At 70.6% G+C, this 14,193-nt stretch carries 16 protein-coding genes; 3 read left to right on the top strand and 13 right to left on the bottom strand.

Annotated elements, in window-relative coordinates:
• Positions 1-59 precede the first annotated feature (59 nt).
• The 6 genes from AB0F88_RS10420 to AB0F88_RS10395 all read right to left on the bottom strand — a co-directional run bounded on the left by AB0F88_RS10420 (position 60) and on the right by AB0F88_RS10395 (position 6,046).
• Entirely contained in the window at positions 60-1,751 is a 1,692-nt protein-coding gene (locus AB0F88_RS10420; RefSeq protein ID WP_362680087.1) for a molybdopterin-dependent oxidoreductase, read from the bottom strand.
• A gap of 254 nt (positions 1,752-2,005) precedes the next feature.
• Positions 2,006-2,614 (bottom strand): RdgB/HAM1 family non-canonical purine NTP pyrophosphatase, encoded by a 609-nt coding sequence (rdgB, locus tag AB0F88_RS10415; RefSeq protein ID WP_362680084.1) that lies wholly within the window; start codon positions 2,612-2,614, stop codon positions 2,006-2,008.
• Positions 2,611-3,327 (bottom strand): ribonuclease PH, encoded by a 717-nt coding sequence (gene rph, locus AB0F88_RS10410; protein ID WP_362680082.1) that lies wholly within the window; start codon positions 3,325-3,327, stop codon positions 2,611-2,613. The genes rdgB and rph overlap by 4 nt, the downstream gene beginning before the upstream one ends.
• Positions 3,328-3,332: 5 nt before the next feature.
• Positions 3,333-4,085 carry an MBL fold metallo-hydrolase gene (locus AB0F88_RS10405; protein WP_362680079.1) on the bottom strand — a complete coding sequence of 251 codons (753 nt, stop codon included), beginning with the start codon at positions 4,083-4,085 and terminating at the stop codon, positions 3,333-3,335.
• 119 nt (positions 4,086-4,204) lie between these two features.
• Positions 4,205-5,026: a glutamate racemase gene (murI, locus tag AB0F88_RS10400; RefSeq protein ID WP_362680076.1), complete on the bottom strand. Its 822-nt coding sequence runs from the start codon at positions 5,024-5,026 to the stop codon at positions 4,205-4,207.
• 228 nt (positions 5,027-5,254) lie between these two features.
• A complete protein-coding gene (locus AB0F88_RS10395) occupies positions 5,255-6,046 on the bottom strand; it encodes a thioesterase family protein (RefSeq protein ID WP_362680073.1) in 792 nt (263 codons plus the stop codon).
• A gap of 483 nt (positions 6,047-6,529) precedes the next feature.
• On the opposite strand from AB0F88_RS10395, the gene AB0F88_RS10390 reads away from it, so the two are divergent.
• On the top strand, positions 6,530-8,443 hold the full coding sequence (locus AB0F88_RS10390) for a DUF3352 domain-containing protein (protein WP_362680070.1): 1,914 nt from the start codon (positions 6,530-6,532) through the stop codon (positions 8,441-8,443).
• Between the two features lie 238 nt (positions 8,444-8,681).
• Here the strand turns inward: AB0F88_RS10390 and AB0F88_RS10385 are convergent, their stop codons facing one another.
• From AB0F88_RS10385 to clpS, 6 genes are all read right to left on the bottom strand, one after another.
• Entirely contained in the window at positions 8,682-9,629 is a 948-nt protein-coding gene (locus tag AB0F88_RS10385; protein WP_362680067.1) for a cysteine synthase, read from the bottom strand.
• A 155-nt stretch (positions 9,630-9,784) separates the two neighbouring features.
• Positions 9,785-10,063, bottom strand: a complete 279-nt coding sequence (locus AB0F88_RS10380; protein ID WP_344919239.1) for a MoaD/ThiS family protein — start codon at positions 10,061-10,063, stop codon at positions 9,785-9,787.
• An 87-nt stretch (positions 10,064-10,150) separates the two neighbouring features.
• Positions 10,151-10,288 (bottom strand): hypothetical protein, encoded by a 138-nt coding sequence (locus AB0F88_RS10375; protein ID WP_362680063.1) that lies wholly within the window; start codon positions 10,286-10,288, stop codon positions 10,151-10,153.
• Between the two features lie 206 nt (positions 10,289-10,494).
• Positions 10,495-10,911 (bottom strand): M67 family metallopeptidase, encoded by a 417-nt coding sequence (locus tag AB0F88_RS10370; protein WP_362680061.1) that lies wholly within the window; start codon positions 10,909-10,911, stop codon positions 10,495-10,497.
• 9 nt (positions 10,912-10,920) lie between these two features.
• The gene (locus AB0F88_RS10365; RefSeq protein ID WP_362680058.1) at positions 10,921-11,445 is read right to left on the bottom strand and encodes a DUF2017 domain-containing protein; all 525 of its coding nucleotides are present in this window, start codon (positions 11,443-11,445) and stop codon (positions 10,921-10,923) included.
• Positions 11,446-11,614: 169 nt separating this feature from the next.
• Complete coding sequence (gene clpS, locus AB0F88_RS10360) at positions 11,615-11,902, bottom strand: ATP-dependent Clp protease adapter ClpS (RefSeq protein ID WP_329091067.1); 288 nt, start codon at positions 11,900-11,902, stop codon at positions 11,615-11,617.
• 40 nt (positions 11,903-11,942) lie between these two features.
• On the opposite strand from clpS, the gene AB0F88_RS10355 reads away from it, so the two are divergent.
• Entirely contained in the window at positions 11,943-13,232 is a 1,290-nt protein-coding gene (locus AB0F88_RS10355) for a nicotinate phosphoribosyltransferase (protein ID WP_362680054.1), read from the top strand.
• A gap of 4 nt (positions 13,233-13,236) precedes the next feature.
• On the top strand, positions 13,237-13,812 hold the full coding sequence (locus AB0F88_RS10350) for a nicotinamidase (protein WP_362680051.1): 576 nt from the start codon (positions 13,237-13,239) through the stop codon (positions 13,810-13,812).
• Between the two features lie 7 nt (positions 13,813-13,819).
• On the opposite strand, the gene AB0F88_RS10345 is transcribed toward AB0F88_RS10350, so the two are convergent.
• On the bottom strand, positions 13,820-14,193 hold a 374-nt coding region (locus tag AB0F88_RS10345; protein WP_362680048.1), incomplete at its 5' end, for a hypothetical protein.

Genomic DNA, 14,193 nt, shown 5'->3' with positions numbered 1-14,193 from the left:
GGAGCATAATCCACCTGCACCAGTCGCAGGCTGCGAGGGATACGGAAGCATCGCCCGCGTCAGGCGACCTCGACGGTGATGGTGTGCCAGCCGGTGGCGCCGTCCGGGGCGATGGGGACGCGGTCGCCGGTCTGGGTGTAGCCGGTGGCGTCGGTGGCGCGGACCTCGATGGTGTGGCTGCCGGGGGTGGCGTCCCAGTCGTCGAGGACCCACTGGCGCCAGGTGTCGGCGGTGGGGGCCTCGGCGAGGCGGGCCTGGCGCCACCGGCCCCGGTCGACACGGACCTCGACCGCGTCGACGCCCTTGTGCTGGGCCCAGGCGACGCCCGCGACGACGGTCTTCCCCGCCGGGACGGTCGCGCCGTCCCTGGGCAGGTCGATGCGCGACTCCGTCTTGATCGGCCCCTTGGCGGACCAGCCCCTGGGGGTCCAGTACGCCTCGTCCCGGTCGAAGCGGGTGACCTTGATGTCGGTGACCCACTTGGTGGCCGAAACGTAGCCGTAGAGCCCGGGGACGACCTGGCGGACCGGGAAGCCGTGGTCGACGGGGAGCGGCCGGCCGTTCATGCCGAAGGCGAGCAGGGAGTCGCGGCCGTCCATGACGACGTCGACCGGGGTCCCGGCGGTCCAGCCGTCGGCGGAGGTGCTGAGCAGCATGTCCGCGTCCTTCTGGACGCCCGCGTCGCGCAGCACCCCGGCCAGGCTGACGCCCAGCCAGCGGGCGTTGCCGATGTAGGGGCCGCCGACCTCGTTGGAGACGCAGCAGAGCGTGACGTCGGCCTCGACCACGGCGCGTTTCATCAGGTCGGCGAAGGTGAGCTCCACGGGCCTGTCGACCATGCCGTGGATGGTGAGGGTCCAGTCGCGCGGGTCGACCTGGGGGACCATCAGGGCGGTGTCGACCCGGTAGAAGTCGTTGTTGGGGGTGACGAACGGCGACAGGCCCTCGATCCTGAGGTCGACCCCGGCGGGCAGCGCGGGGAGGGGCTTCGCGGGCCGGGGCAGCGCGACGGCGCCGCGCGCCGCGCTCACCTCGGCCTGTCCCGAGAGCGCGCGCCCGGCCAGTCCCGCCACCCCGGCGAGGGCCACGCCGCCGACCGCCCCGGTCAGCAGGCCCCGGCGGTCGAAGGCGCGCAGGTCGTTCCCCGCCCGCATGACGGGCGGTGTCGACGGATCAGGGTGCTCCCCGGTCGCCGGAGGGGCCTCGGGCGAGACCAGCCGCAGGCGCGTCGGCCCGGTGTCGTGCGCGGCCCCCGCCGCGCCCACGGCACCGGACACGCCTCCGTACGAGACGGCCGGGTCATCGGCGGGTACGAGGGTCCGGCGGACGAGCCATCGCAGGGCGAGCATGCCGACACCGACCCCGGCCAGCGTCGGGACGACGTCCATGAGCCCGGAGCCGGGGCGGGTCAGCACGGCGGCGACGCCGATGAGGCCGAACACGGCCAGGCCGGCCAGCCCGTACCGGAGGTCGCGGACGGCCGCCCTTCCCAGCGCGGCGGCGACGGCGGCCAGGATCAGCAGGATCCCGGCGAGCAGCACGGTCTTGTCGCTCTCGCCGAAGGTCCGGATCGCCCACTCCTTCAGCGGAGCCGGGGTGAGGTCGACAACGGCGTTGCCGACCGCGACGACCGGGAAGGCCGCGGGTTTCACCAGGCCCGCGACGAGCAGCGACACCCCCACCGCGACCGCGCCGGACACCAGGCCGATCAGCGCCGAGGCCCACGAGGGCATGCGCCTGTTGCTCTGCATGCCCCCGACGCTACGCCCATAAGGGACCGCAGGTTCTTACGCCCCGATTACAGCCCTGGCCGGACGCCCGCTCACCTCCGTACGGGTCCCCGCGACCACCCGCCACCGCCGGGAGAAAAACGGATGATCACTTCCTCCGGACCGGGCCGGGAGATGCTCCACGAACGTGCCTCAGGGCGAGCCGGCACCCTACGGGCCGACCCCGGGCCGGAGAAGTCGAGCGACCGCTCCGGCCGGGAAGCGGGCCGGTGAGGTCAGGCGATCACTTCGGCGATGATCGGGGCCAGCGCGCGGAAGGCGCGGCCGCGGTGGCTGATGGCGTCCTTCTCCGCCGCGGACAGCTCGGCGGTGGTCCGGGTCTCGCCCTCGGGGACGAGGATCGGGTCGTAGCCGAAACCGCCGCTGCCACGCGGAGCGTCGATGATCACGCCGTGCAGGGCGCCCTCGGTCACCCGCTCCTCCCCCGACGGGAGTGCCAGCGCCGCCGCGCACGCGAAGTGCGCGCCCCGGTGCCCCTCGGGCACGTCGGAGACCTGTGCGAGCAGCAGGTCAAGGTTGGCCTGGTCGTCGCCGTGCCTTCCCGACCAGCGGGCGGAGAAGATGCCGGGCATGCCGTTCAGGGCGTCGACGCAGAGGCCGGAGTCGTCGGCGATCGCGGGCAGGCCGGACTGCCGGGCGACCGCGTGCGCCTTGAGCAGGGCGTTCTCGGCGAAGGTCAGGCCGGTCTCGGCGACGTCGCCGATCTCGGGGAACTCCTCGAGCCCGACGATCTCCACCGGGATCGAGGCGTCGGCCAGGATCCGGCGCAGCTCGGCGATCTTCCCGGCGTTCCGGGTGGCGAGGACGACACGCGGCACGCTCATGCCAGTGCCTCCCGCTGGAGGCGGGTGAGCTCGGCGCACCCGGCCGCGCCCAGGTCGAGCAGCTCGTCGAGGGCGGCGCGGTTGAACGGCTTGCCCTCGGCGGTGCCCTGGACCTCGACGAACTCGCCGGAGCCGGTCATCACCACGTTCATGTCCGTCTCGGCGGCGACGTCCTCGGTGTAGCAGAGGTCGAGCAGCGCCGTGGAGCCGACGACGCCGACGGAGACGGCCGCGACCGAGTCGATCAGCGGGTCTCCGCCGCACATCTTGCGCTTGCGCATCCACGCGACCGCGTCGACCAGTGCCACGTACGCTCCGGTGATGGCGGCGGTGCGGGTGCCGCCGTCGGCCTGGAGCACGTCGCAGTCGATGACGATCGAGTTCTCGCCCAGCGTCTTGTAGTCGACGCAGGCGCGCAGGGAGCGGCCGATCAGGCGGGAGATCTCGTGCGTACGGCCGCCGATCTTGCCGCGGACCGACTCGCGGTCGTTGCGGGTGTTCGTGGCGCGCGGCAGCATGGCGTACTCGGCCGTGATCCAGCCCTGACCGCTGCCCCGGCGCCAGCGCGGCACGCTGTCCTGCACGGAGGCGGCACAGAGCACCTTGGTGCCGCCGAACTCGACGAGCACCGAACCCTCGGCGTGCGCGAGCCAGTCACGGGTGATGGTGACGGGGCGGAGTTGATCGGGAGAACGTCCATCTGCACGAGCCATGAAACTCACCCTAGGTCATACCGGGCCCCGCTCCGTGCGAGTTCCATCCGCCCGCCGAACCCGCCGCGGGAGGCGTCCTCCAGGACGCGGTCACGGTCGTTCCAGGGCACCAGATGCGTGAGCACCAGGGTGTCCACGTCCGCCTTGGCCGCGTGCTCGGCCGCCTGGCGGCCGTTCAGGTGCAGACCGTCGGGCAGGCCCGGCTTGTCGATGTGCGACGCCTCGCACAGGAGCACGTCGACGCCCGAGGCGAGCTTGACCAGTTCGGCGCTCTCACCGGTGTCGCCGGAGTAGGCCACCGAGCGCCCGCCGTGCGAGACCCTGAACCCGTAGGTCTCCACGGGGTGGTTCACCAGCGCCGCCGTCACCTCGAACGGGCCAACCTCGAACGTCCCCGGCGTCAGCCCCACGAAGTCGAAGGCCGTGTCGAGCGGTGGCTCGTCCGGCATCGCGTAGGCGGAGTTCAGCCTCCTGCGCGCGTCGGCGGGCGCGTACACCGGTATCCGGGGCAGCGGGCCCTGCGGAGAATAGGTGCGGACCACGTGGTACGGGCACATGTCGAGGCAGTGGTCGGCGTGCAGATGCGACAGGCAGATCGCGTCCACGTCGTACAGGCCTATGTACTTCTGGAGCGCGCCGAGCGCGCCGTTCCCGAAGTCGAGCAGCATGCGGAACCCCTCCGCCTCCAGCAGATAGCAGGAGGAAGGGCTGTCAGGCCCGGGGAAACTCCCCGAGCATCCAATGATCGTCAGTTTCACGGCGGCCTCCTACGGTTACTGTGCGGCGCCGCGTGTCACGGCGCGGGCGCCGGTGGCCGGTATCCGCCCCCCTTCGTCCGCCGATCTCCGGCGCTCCCCTACAGAGCGCCCGAGCACCGTCACACGCGATGCCCGTTGTTCGGGACATCCCCTACTACCGCCACTTCGACCGCCTGGATCTCCGGTCCGAGAAACCGTCGTCCGAGGTCGGCGAAGAGGCCCGCGTCACCGGTGGCGCGGAAACGGTGCCTGGGCGCGCCCCCTACGGCGGCCAGGCTCCGGTCGTGCAGGACGCGGTAGACGTCCTTGGCCGTCTCGTCGGCGCTGGACACCAGCGTGACGCCGTCTCCCACCACATAGGAGATCGGCCCGGCGAGGAGCGGGTAGTGCGTACATCCCAGGATCAGCGTGTCGCACCGGTCGGCGAGCACCGGCTCCAGGTATTCGCGGATGACGTCGATGAGCTCGTCGCTCATCGTCTCCCCCCGCTCGACGAACTCCACCAGGCGCGGCGCCGCCACCCCGGTCAGCCAGACGTCGGGAGCCGCGGCGAACGCGTCCTGGTACGCCATCGACTCGATCGTGGCCCTGGTCCCGATCACCCCGACCCTGCCGTTGCGGGTGGCGCGCACGGCACGGCGCGTCGCGGGCTGGATCACCTCGACGACCGGGACGTCGTAGCGCTCCCGGGCGTCGCGGAGCACGGCCGCGCTGGCGCTGTTGCACGCGATCACCAGCATCTTGACGTCGTGCTCGACGAGGTGGTCCATCACCTCCAGCGCGTAGGCGCGAACCTGCGCGATGCTCTTGGGGCCGTACGGCTGCCTCGCCGTGTCGGCCACGTAGAGGATCGGCTCGTTGGGCAACTGGTCGATGATCGCCCGGGCCACCGTGAGACCACCGACACCACTGTCAAAGATTCCAATGCTCGCTTGCGACACAGTTCCCAAGGCTAGGCGACCTGGGACGACCGATCACGGTAAGAATCCTCACAACGCCGATTACCAGCTCAGCCATGTATTTTTCGTAACATCCAGCCACACGGGGTGCCGCCGGGGACCACGGCGCCGTACGAAGTCCTGCGAGCCCTGCGGCGCCGCACGACGCCCTGCCGGGTCCTGCGGCGCCACACGACGCCGGGGGTCGTCCGTGGGGACGCGGCCAGGACGTCAGCCCCGCCCGACGCGGGCCAGCTGGCGGGACTGGGCGACCAGGCGTCCGGTGGAGTCCCAGACCTCGACGTCCTCGTCGAACCAGCCGTCGCTGATCAGGCGGCCTCCGGCGATGAGGGTGAGCCAGCCGGGGGCCGGCAGGGCGCGCAGGTGCCAGGTGAGGTCGACCGTGGGTGCCCAGCCGCGCTCTCCGGCGGAGAAGACCACCGGCGGGAGGGCGTCCACGGCCAGCGCCAGCACGTACGGGTCGGGGTCCTGCGGCTCGGCCAGCCGGAAGTAGGCGCGGGCCTCGGGCCTGCCGGTGGGCCTGCCGTCGAGCCAGCCGATGGTGGGAGGGTCGAAGGCCAGCTCCATCTGGGCGTTGAGCGTCATGTTCGACTCGGCCTTGGGAGCGGGCAGCGAGACGCACCGCTCGATCGGCGGCATCGCCACCGAGGGCTCGTCCGTCCAGTCGGGGGCGGCGTCTCCGAGGGTCGCGGTCGTGACGAGCCCCTCGATGAAGGACTTGCCGTCCTGGACCAGGGTCGCCCGGGTCATCGTGGCGGTGCGGCCGGTCTTGACCTGCTCCAGGCGCACCTGCGCGGGACCGGGCCTGGCCGCGCGCAGGAACTGGACACCCGTGGTCACCGGATGCTCGTGGGGAGAGGCGTCAACGACCGCGCGCAGCAGCACGGCCATCAGGTAACCGCCGTTGAGGGGGCCGCCGATCGAGTATCCGGTGTCGAGGCACACGTCGTAGGTGGTCTCGTCCACCCTGATGGCCGCTGTCGCCTCGTCGAACTTCGTCATCCACGCTCCCGAACCTTGTTCTAGAGAGGCCACTTTACCCATTCCGTGCGACCTTCGCTCCCCCGGCCCCGGATGGCCCGCCCGCCGGGGTCGAATCGGCCCCGCACGACCCATCCTCAGAAGCCGAGCCGACCTCGCGCAGCCCACCCCGCAAAAGCCGAGCCGGCCTCGCACAGCCCACCTCAAAAGCCGAGCTGGCCTCGCATAACCCGTCAGCCGGAACCGGACCGGCCCCGCACCCACGAAATCGAATCCGGCCGGGACGGCCGGGGTCCGCGGGAAGAACAGGGGGCGGAGATGCGGAAGAAACGGCAGCGACCTGCGGGAATAGGGCGACAAAGCCGACAATGGTCCATAAAGCACTGTTGAGCAGTGGTTGATCCCGCTTAGATGCACCAATCACATAGTTAGTTCAATGCAAGCGGGTTGCTAGCAATGTGCACTAACTTCTCCCTATCCGCTAAGTCCACCTTGTGAGTGATCATGCCTGCCAACAATCCCCCCGACCAGTCGCCCACGCCGGGTCAGAACCCCGACAGGACGATCGCCTACCGATGGAACGAGGGCGCGCAGCACAACGACCAGCCGCACACACAGGCCTATCCGCAGAACGGCCAGCCCGGATATCCCCAGCCTTCCGGCGGCTACCAGCAGGGGCAGCCCTACCCGCAGCAGGGCCTGCCCTACCCGCAGCAGCAGAACCCCCAGCAGGGCTACCAGCAGCAGCCGCAGCAGCCGTACGGCCAGCAGGGCTACGGACAGCAGGCCGGACAGCAGGGCTACGGACAGCAGGGTCAGCAGGGCTACGGCCAGCAGCCCGGTCAGCCGTACGGCCAGCAGCAGCCCGGCTACCAGCAGCAACAGCAGCAGAACTACGGCCAGCAGGCGTACGCGCAGCAGGGCGGGAACTGGCAGCAGGGTCCCGACTTCCTGAGCGCCGGGCCGCCGGCCGGGCCTCCCGCCCGCAAGGGCGGTAAGGGCTGGCTGCTCGCGGCGATCGCCGCGCTGGTCGTGGCCCTCGTGGGCGGCGGCGGTTTCTTCGCGATCAACCTGCTCAGCGGCGGCGGCGCGCAGCCGCACGACGTGCTGCCCGGCAACGCCATCGGCTACGTGCGCCTCGACCTCGACCCTGCCGCGAACCAGAAGGTGGCGCTGTTCACCATCGCCAGGAAGTTCACGACCACCAAGGACTCCTTCACCGGCGAGGACCCGCGCCAGGCGATCTTCAACCTGTTCAAGAAGGACGCCGACAGCCTCGGCAAGATCGACTACGCCGCCGACGTCGAGCCGTGGCTCGGCGTCCGCGCCGGCGTGGCCGCACTGCCCCCGGCCAAGACCGGTGCCGCGCCCGGCGTCGTGGTGGCCGTCCAGGTCACCGACCAGGACAAGGCCAAGGCGGGCATCGCCAAGCTGATGGGCGAGGAGAAGTACGGCATCGCGTTCCGCGAGGACTACGCGCTGCTCACCGTCACCCAGGCCGAAGCCGGCAAGGCCGCCGCGGCCGAGCCGCTGTCGGGGAACGCGAACTTCTCCGACGACCTGAGCGCCCTCGGTGAGACCGGCGTCCTCTCCTTCTGGGCGGACGCGGGCAAGATCGCGGGAATCGCTCCGGAGCTGGCGGCCCAGGACCCCACCGCCCTCGCCCAGATCAAGAACGTCCGCGTGGCGGGCGCCCTTCGCTTCGACGGCGAGTACGTCGAGCTCGCGGGCATCAGCCGCGGCGCCGAGAGCCTGGACATGGGCACCCCCGAAACCTCCAAGATCGGCACACTTCCGGCCTCCACCGCCGGCGCGATCTCGATCTCCGGTCTCGGCGAGGTGATCGGCAAGCAGTGGGCGCAGCTCATGAAGTCGGCCGACCAGGCCGCGGGCGGCGGTGTCCAGCAGTTCACCGACCAGGCCAAGCAGAGGTACGGCCTGGCGCTCCCCGACGACCTGGTGACGCTGCTCGGCAAGAACATCACCCTCGCCATCGACTCCGGCGGCCTCAACACCAGCCAGCCGAAGTTCGGCGCGAAGATCGTCACCGACCCGGCCAAGGCGCAGGAGGTCGTCGGCAAGATCGAGAAGTTCCTCGCGGACTCCGGGACGGCCGTCCCGCAGCTCGCCAAGGTCCCCGGCGACGGCGTCTTCGTCCTGGCCAGCGCGCAGGACTACGCCGCCCTGCTCAACAAGGACGGCACCCTGGGCGACAGCGAGACCTTCCAGCTCGCGATCCCCAACGCCGGCGAGGCGACCTTCGCCCTCTACGCAGACCTGGACAAGGTGGAGAACCTCTATCTCAGCGGCCTCCAGGGCGAGGACAGGGCCAACCTCCAGGTGCTCCGCGCCGTGGGCATGAGCGGCACCCAGTCGGGCAGCGAGGCGTCCTTCTCGCTGAGGCTCCTGTTCAACTGACCGACCTGATCCACCCGATCCACCTGGCTCCCTGATCCTGTTCGGTCAGGCCTCCCCAGATCCCCGGCCGGGCTCCGGCCCGCCGGGGATCCTCCCGGCCAGGGAACGGCGGAGGGCGGGCGTCCCACCGGGACGCCCGCCCTCCGCCGTCGACATGTCGTCCGCCGTCGCGGCCTCCCCGCGACCCCGATCCCGTCACGGCGAGAAGCCCCGGAGATCGCCCTTTCCCGGATGCGGTTCAGGCCCAGAGCTGGCCTTCGAGCCGCTCCTCGGCCTCGTCCAGCGTCCCCTCGTAGGCGCCGGTGGACAGGTACTTCCAGCCGCCGTCCGCGACAACGAACACGATGTCGGCCCGCTCGCCCGCCTTGACGGCCTTGGCCGCCATGCCGAGCGCGGCGTGCAGGGCCGCTCCGGTGGAGACCCCGGCGAAGATGCCCTCCCCGGCCAGCAACTCCCGGGTGCGCCGCAGCGCGTCGGCCGAGGAGACCGAGAAACGCGTGGTGAGGACGTCGGCGTCGTACAGCTCGGGGATGAAGCCCTCGTCCACGTTGCGCAATCCGTACACCAGCTCGCCGTACCGCGGCTCGGCGGCGACGATCTTCACGTCCGGGACGCGCTCGCGCAGGAACCTGCCGACGCCCATCAGGGTGCCCGTGGTGCCCAGGCCGGCCACGAAGTGGGTGACGGACGGCAGGTCCTCCAGGATCTCCGGCCCCGTCGACTCGTAGTGCGAGCGCCAGTTGGCCGGGTTGCCGTACTGGTAGAGCATCACCCAGTCGGGGTTCTCCTCCGCCAGGCCCTTGGCCACCCTGACCGCCTCGTTGGAGCCGCCCGCCGCGGGCGAGGAGATGATCCGCGCCCCCCACATGCGCAGCAGCTGGCGGCGTTCCTCGGAGGTGTTCTCCGGCATCACGCAGATCAGCTTGTAGCCCTTGAGCCTGGCGGACATCGCCAGCGAGATGCCGGTGTTGCCGCTCGTGGGTTCGAGGATCGTGCAGCCCGGCTGGAGGAGCCCGTCCTTCTCCGCCTGCTCGATCATCCACAGCGCCGGGCGGTCCTTGATCGAACCTGTCGGGTTGCGATCCTCGAGCTTGGCCCAGATCCGCACGTCCTCCGACGGCGAGAGCCTGGGCAGGCCGACCAGCGGGGTCCGGCCGACCGATTCGATCAGTGAGTCAAAACGCATGGTGTACGGCTTCCGCCTCGGGTTGACCTTGTGGTGACAGACCTTTGCCTCGCGGTGACAGCCTTGGAACCGCGGCGTACGCCGCCCGCCCCGCGGGACCTCGCCGGATCTCGCGGGAGATCACGAGGTCTCGCGGGACGGGCGGCGCCGCACGGCTAGCGGGAGCCGCCGGCCACGGCGGGCAGGACGGTGACCGTGTCGCCGTCGGCGACCGGCGTCTCCAGCCCGCCCAGAAAGCGGACGTCCTCGTCGTTCAGGTAGACGTTCACGAAGCGGCGCAGCGCGCCCTTGTCGACCAGGCGCTCCCTCAGCCCGGGATGCCGGGCCTCCAGATCGCCGATGAGCTCCTCGAGCGTGGCGCCCTTGGCGTCGACGGCCTTGGCACCGTCGGTGTAGGTGCGCAGGATGGTCGGAATGCGAACCTCGATGGCCATCGCGGGTCAATCTCCTTGCGTCGTCATGGGAGTAAAGCCCACCGGATCAGAACACCGGCGAGCACCGGAGGATTCCAGGAAAACCGGTCAGCGACAGTCGTAGACGACGACGGAGGGCGTGTGCGCGAACAGGAAGTTCTGTACAGGCGCGACACCCGCGTGCCGTGCCCGGGGGCCGGGACGCGAGAGCACGACGTCCTCCTGGCTCGGGGCGACGGTCAGCATGCTCGCCAGTTTACCCAAAGGGGCCATTCACCTCACGGCCGTACCGGACACCGATGCCGTACGAACCCGGGACGCCACCCGGCACGGACATCCGGACGCCCGGAAAGGGGCGCCGGACATGAGACCCGGACGCCCGAAAAGGGCCCCCGAGCATGAGACCCGGACGCCCGGAAAAGGACCCGGCCATGAGACCGGGACGGTGACGGTCACCCGGAGGTGATCGTCACCTCCTCCTCGCTCACGACGCCGTCGACGATCCGGTACGAGCGGAACTCGGCCTTCTCCCCCAGTTCCTCCCGGGTGGAGACCAGCACGTAGTGGGCGTTCGGCTCGGAGGCGTAGGAGATGTCGGTGCGGGAGGGGTAGGCCTCGGTGGCGGTGTGGGAGTGGTAGATGATCACCGGCTCCTCGTCGCGGTCGTCCATCTCCCGCCAGACGCGCAGCTGCTCCAGCGAGTCGAACCGGTAGAACGTCGGCGACCGCTCGGCGTTCTCCATCGGGACGAACCGTTCGGGGGAATCGGAGCCGACCGGCCCGGCGACCACGCCGCAGGCCTCGTCGGGGTGATCCGCCCGAGCGTGCGCGATGATCCTGTCAGCCAGTTCCCGAGAGATCGTGAGCATGACTGGAAGTTACCAAAGGGCGCGGACCAGGGTGTCCTGGAGGTAGGTCAGCCAGTCGTAGATGACGTACGCCGGATAGCGGGGGTCGCTCTCCGACATGTCGGCGATCTCGTCGTGCACCTCCTCGGTCACCTCCAGCCGGGTGCCGAGCGCGAGCCGCACGTCGTTCAGCGCGCGCATCCACGCCTGCGCCTGCTCCCTGGTCAGCTCGACCCGGCCGGGCTCGGCGCTGTCGAGCATCGTCTTGGCGTCGGCCCGCTTGCCCTCGCGCAGCGTCGCCTCGGTGTATCTGCGGAACTCGGCGGCCGCCTCGCCGTCCTCGTACGCCGAGGGGAACAGCCGGGCCAGCACCGGGTCGTCGGACTGCTCGGAGGCGCCGATGCCGAGCGCCTTCTCCAGGGGGTCGTCACCCGTCTCCCCCGGCTCGATCAGGCCCAGGATCTGGGTGACCAGGGAGCGCAGGATCGACACCTCGGCGGCGTCGAAACCCGTGATCACGCCGCCCTCGCGGCCCGGTTTGAACCCCGAACTCATCTCTCGCCCACCATTCCTCGCGGACTCCGCCCGAGATCCGCCCGCCACCCGTCACCCGGCCGTCGCTCCGCGCCCGAGCGCCCCGTACCCGAAGGCCTCGAGGTACCCGAAGGCCTCGAGCCCGGCCGCCCGCCGGGTGGCGACGAGCGACGCCGGGCCGCCCGCGCGCTCACGAATCCCGCTGGACGGTGGCCCACAACCCGTACGAGTGCATGATCTGCGCGTCGCGCTCCATCTCCTCGCGGGTGCCGCTGGAGACCACGGCCTTGCCCTTGTGGTGCACGTCGAGCATCAACTTCTCCGCCTTCTCCTTGGAGTATCCGAAAACGGACTGGAAGACGTACGTCACATAGGACATCAGATTGACCGGGTCGTTCCAGACGATCGTCAACCATGGCAGATCGGGCCTTACGTCGATTGACGGACGCTCGACCTCCGTTGGAGCGGTGCTACCCACATTCACCAGTCTGCCCTACCCCGGGCTTAGTCTTCGACTCGTGACAAAGAGCATGAGCACCGCGTTGCTTACCGATCACTATGAGCTGACGATGTTGGAGGCGGCACTGAGAAGCGGGGCCGCCTCCAGGCGGGCGGTCTTCGAGGTGTTCGCGCGCCAGCTGCCCGGCGGGCGGCGCTACGGGGTCGTGGCGGGAACCGGCCGGGTGCTGGACGCGCTGGAGTCCTTCCGCTTCGAGGAGGAGTCCCTGGCGTTCCTGCGGGACAACGAGGTGATCGACGAGCCCACCTTGGAGTTCCTCGCCGGATACCGGTTCTCCGGGAACGTGGACGGCTACGCCGAGGGCGAGTGCTACTTCCCCGGTTCCCCGATCATGACGGTGGAGGGCACGTTCGCCGAGGCCGTGCTGCTGGAGACCGTGATCCTGTCGATCCTCAACCACGACTGCGCGATCGCCACCGCCGCCACGCGCATGATCCGCGCGGCCGGGACGAGGCCCCTCATCGAGATGGGCTCGCGGCGCACCCACGAGGCGGCGGCCGTGGCCGCGGCGCGGGCCGCCTACCTCTGCGGGTTCTCCTCCACCTCCAACCTCATGGCCGGCCGCGAGTACGACATACCGACCGCCGGGACCGCCGCCCACGCGTTCACCCTGCTCCACGACTCCGAGGAGCAGGCCTTCCAGGCCCAGATCGCCTCTCTCGGCCCCGGCACCACGCTGCTCGTCGACACCTACGACGTGGCCCAGGCCGTACGGACCGCGGTGGAGCTCGCCGGGCCCTCCCTCGGAGCGATCCGCCTCGACTCCGGCGACCTCGGCCAGGTCGCCCACGAGGTCCGCGAGCAGCTCGACGCGCTCGGCGCCCACAAGGCCCGGATCATCGTCACCAGCGACCTCGACGAGTACGCCATCGCCGCGCTCGCCTCCGCCCCCGTGGACGGCTACGGCGTCGGCACGTCACTGGTCACCGGCTCCGGCTCGCCCACCGCCGCCCTGGTCTACAAGCTCGTCGCCCGCGAGGACGCCGAAGGGGTGATGCGGCCGGTGGCCAAGAGGTCGGTGGGCAAGCCCAGCCGGGGCGGGCGCAAGGAGGCCTTCCGTGAGCTCGACGCCGGCGGCACGGCGGTCACCGAGCTGGTCACCGTCTCCGGCGAGCGTCCCTCGGACGCCCGCCCGCTGCAGGTTCCGCTGGTCAGGGAGGGGGAGATCGTCGGGCGCGAGAAGCTGGACGCGGCCCGCGCCCGGCACCGCGAGGCCGTCGCCGAGCTGCCCTCGACCGCCCACCAGCTGTCCCGGGGGTACGCCGCGATCCCCACCGTGTTTGACTGATCGCATGCCAACCGCACTCATCATCGTCGACGTCCAGAACGACTTCTGCGAGGGCGGCAGCCTTCCGGTCGGCGGCGGCGCCGAGGTGGCCGCCGCCATCTCCCTGCACGCCGCCTCACACGGCTACGACCACGTCGTGGCCACCCGTGACCATCACGTCGACCCCGGCTCCCACTTCGCCGCCGAACCCGACTACGTGAACACCTGGCCCGTCCACTGCGTCGCCGGGACCCCGGGGTCCGGCTTCCACCCCGCCTTCGACACCGCACGCGTCGAGGAGGTGTTCAGCAAGGGCGCCCACAGCGGCGCCTACAGCGGCTTCGAGGGTGTCACCGCCGACGGTACGAGCCTGGCCGACTGGCTCGGCGAGCGCCGCGTGGACGCGGTGGACGTCGTCGGCATCGCCACCGACCACTGCGTGCGGGCCACCGCCCTGGACGCGGTCGCGCACGGTCTGTCCGTTCAGGTGCTGCTCGACCTCACCGCCGGGGTGTCCGCCCCGACCACCGAGGCGGCCCTCGCCGAACTCCGCTCCGCCGGAGCCCGCCTCACGGGCACTCCCGTGGTCCGCCCGGCCTGACGGTCTCTCAGCTCACCGGCATCCCCAGAAAAAGGATCATCCGGTCGAGCTTCCCGTCCATGGTCCGGTAGTTCTCCTTCAGCTCGCCGACGTCCTGCTTCAGGACATGGATGTCCTGCTTGACCCCGGCCATGTCCACCTTGAGCTCGGCCACATCCTGCTTGACCCCGGCCATGTCCACCTTGAGCTCGGCCACATCCTGCTTGACCCCGGCCATGTCCACCTTGAGCTCGGCCACATCCTGCTTGACCTCGGCGAGTTCCTCCTTGGTCGCGCACTTCGCGACCTCCACCCTGAGTTCGGCGATTTCCTGCTTGACCCCATCGACATCCTGCTTGACCTCGGCGAGGTCTTCCTTGGTCGCGCACTTCGCGACCTCCT

This window comes from Streptosporangium sp. NPDC023963, assembly GCF_040639135.1.
Taxonomy (GTDB): Bacteria; Actinomycetota; Actinomycetes; order Streptosporangiales; family Streptosporangiaceae; genus Streptosporangium.
The sequence above is the reverse complement of the archived record's forward strand: the minus strand, read 5'-3'. Positions and strand labels throughout refer to the sequence as shown.

Coding starts and splice junctions, on each gene's coding strand:
- AB0F88_RS10420 (WP_362680087.1), bottom strand. CDS start 1,751: ATGCAGAGCAACAGGCGCATGCCCTCGTGGGCCTCGGCGCTGATCGGC.
- rdgB (WP_362680084.1), bottom strand. CDS start 2,614: ATGAGCGTGCCGCGTGTCGTCCTCGCCACCCGGAACGCCGGGAAGATC.
- rph (WP_362680082.1), bottom strand. CDS start 3,327: ATGGCTCGTGCAGATGGACGTTCTCCCGATCAACTCCGCCCCGTCACC.
- AB0F88_RS10395 (WP_362680073.1), bottom strand. CDS start 6,046: ATGACGAAGTTCGACGAGGCGACAGCGGCCATCAGGGTGGACGAGACC.
- AB0F88_RS10390 (WP_362680070.1), top strand. CDS start 6,530: ATGCCTGCCAACAATCCCCCCGACCAGTCGCCCACGCCGGGTCAGAAC.
- AB0F88_RS10385 (WP_362680067.1), bottom strand. CDS start 9,629: ATGCGTTTTGACTCACTGATCGAATCGGTCGGCCGGACCCCGCTGGTC.
- AB0F88_RS10380 (WP_344919239.1), bottom strand. CDS start 10,063: ATGGCCATCGAGGTTCGCATTCCGACCATCCTGCGCACCTACACCGAC.
- AB0F88_RS10375 (WP_362680063.1), bottom strand. CDS start 10,288: ATGCTGACCGTCGCCCCGAGCCAGGAGGACGTCGTGCTCTCGCGTCCC.
- AB0F88_RS10370 (WP_362680061.1), bottom strand. CDS start 10,911: ATGCTCACGATCTCTCGGGAACTGGCTGACAGGATCATCGCGCACGCT.
- AB0F88_RS10365 (WP_362680058.1), bottom strand. CDS start 11,445: ATGAGTTCGGGGTTCAAACCGGGCCGCGAGGGCGGCGTGATCACGGGT.
- AB0F88_RS10350 (WP_362680051.1), top strand. CDS start 13,237: ATGCCAACCGCACTCATCATCGTCGACGTCCAGAACGACTTCTGCGAG.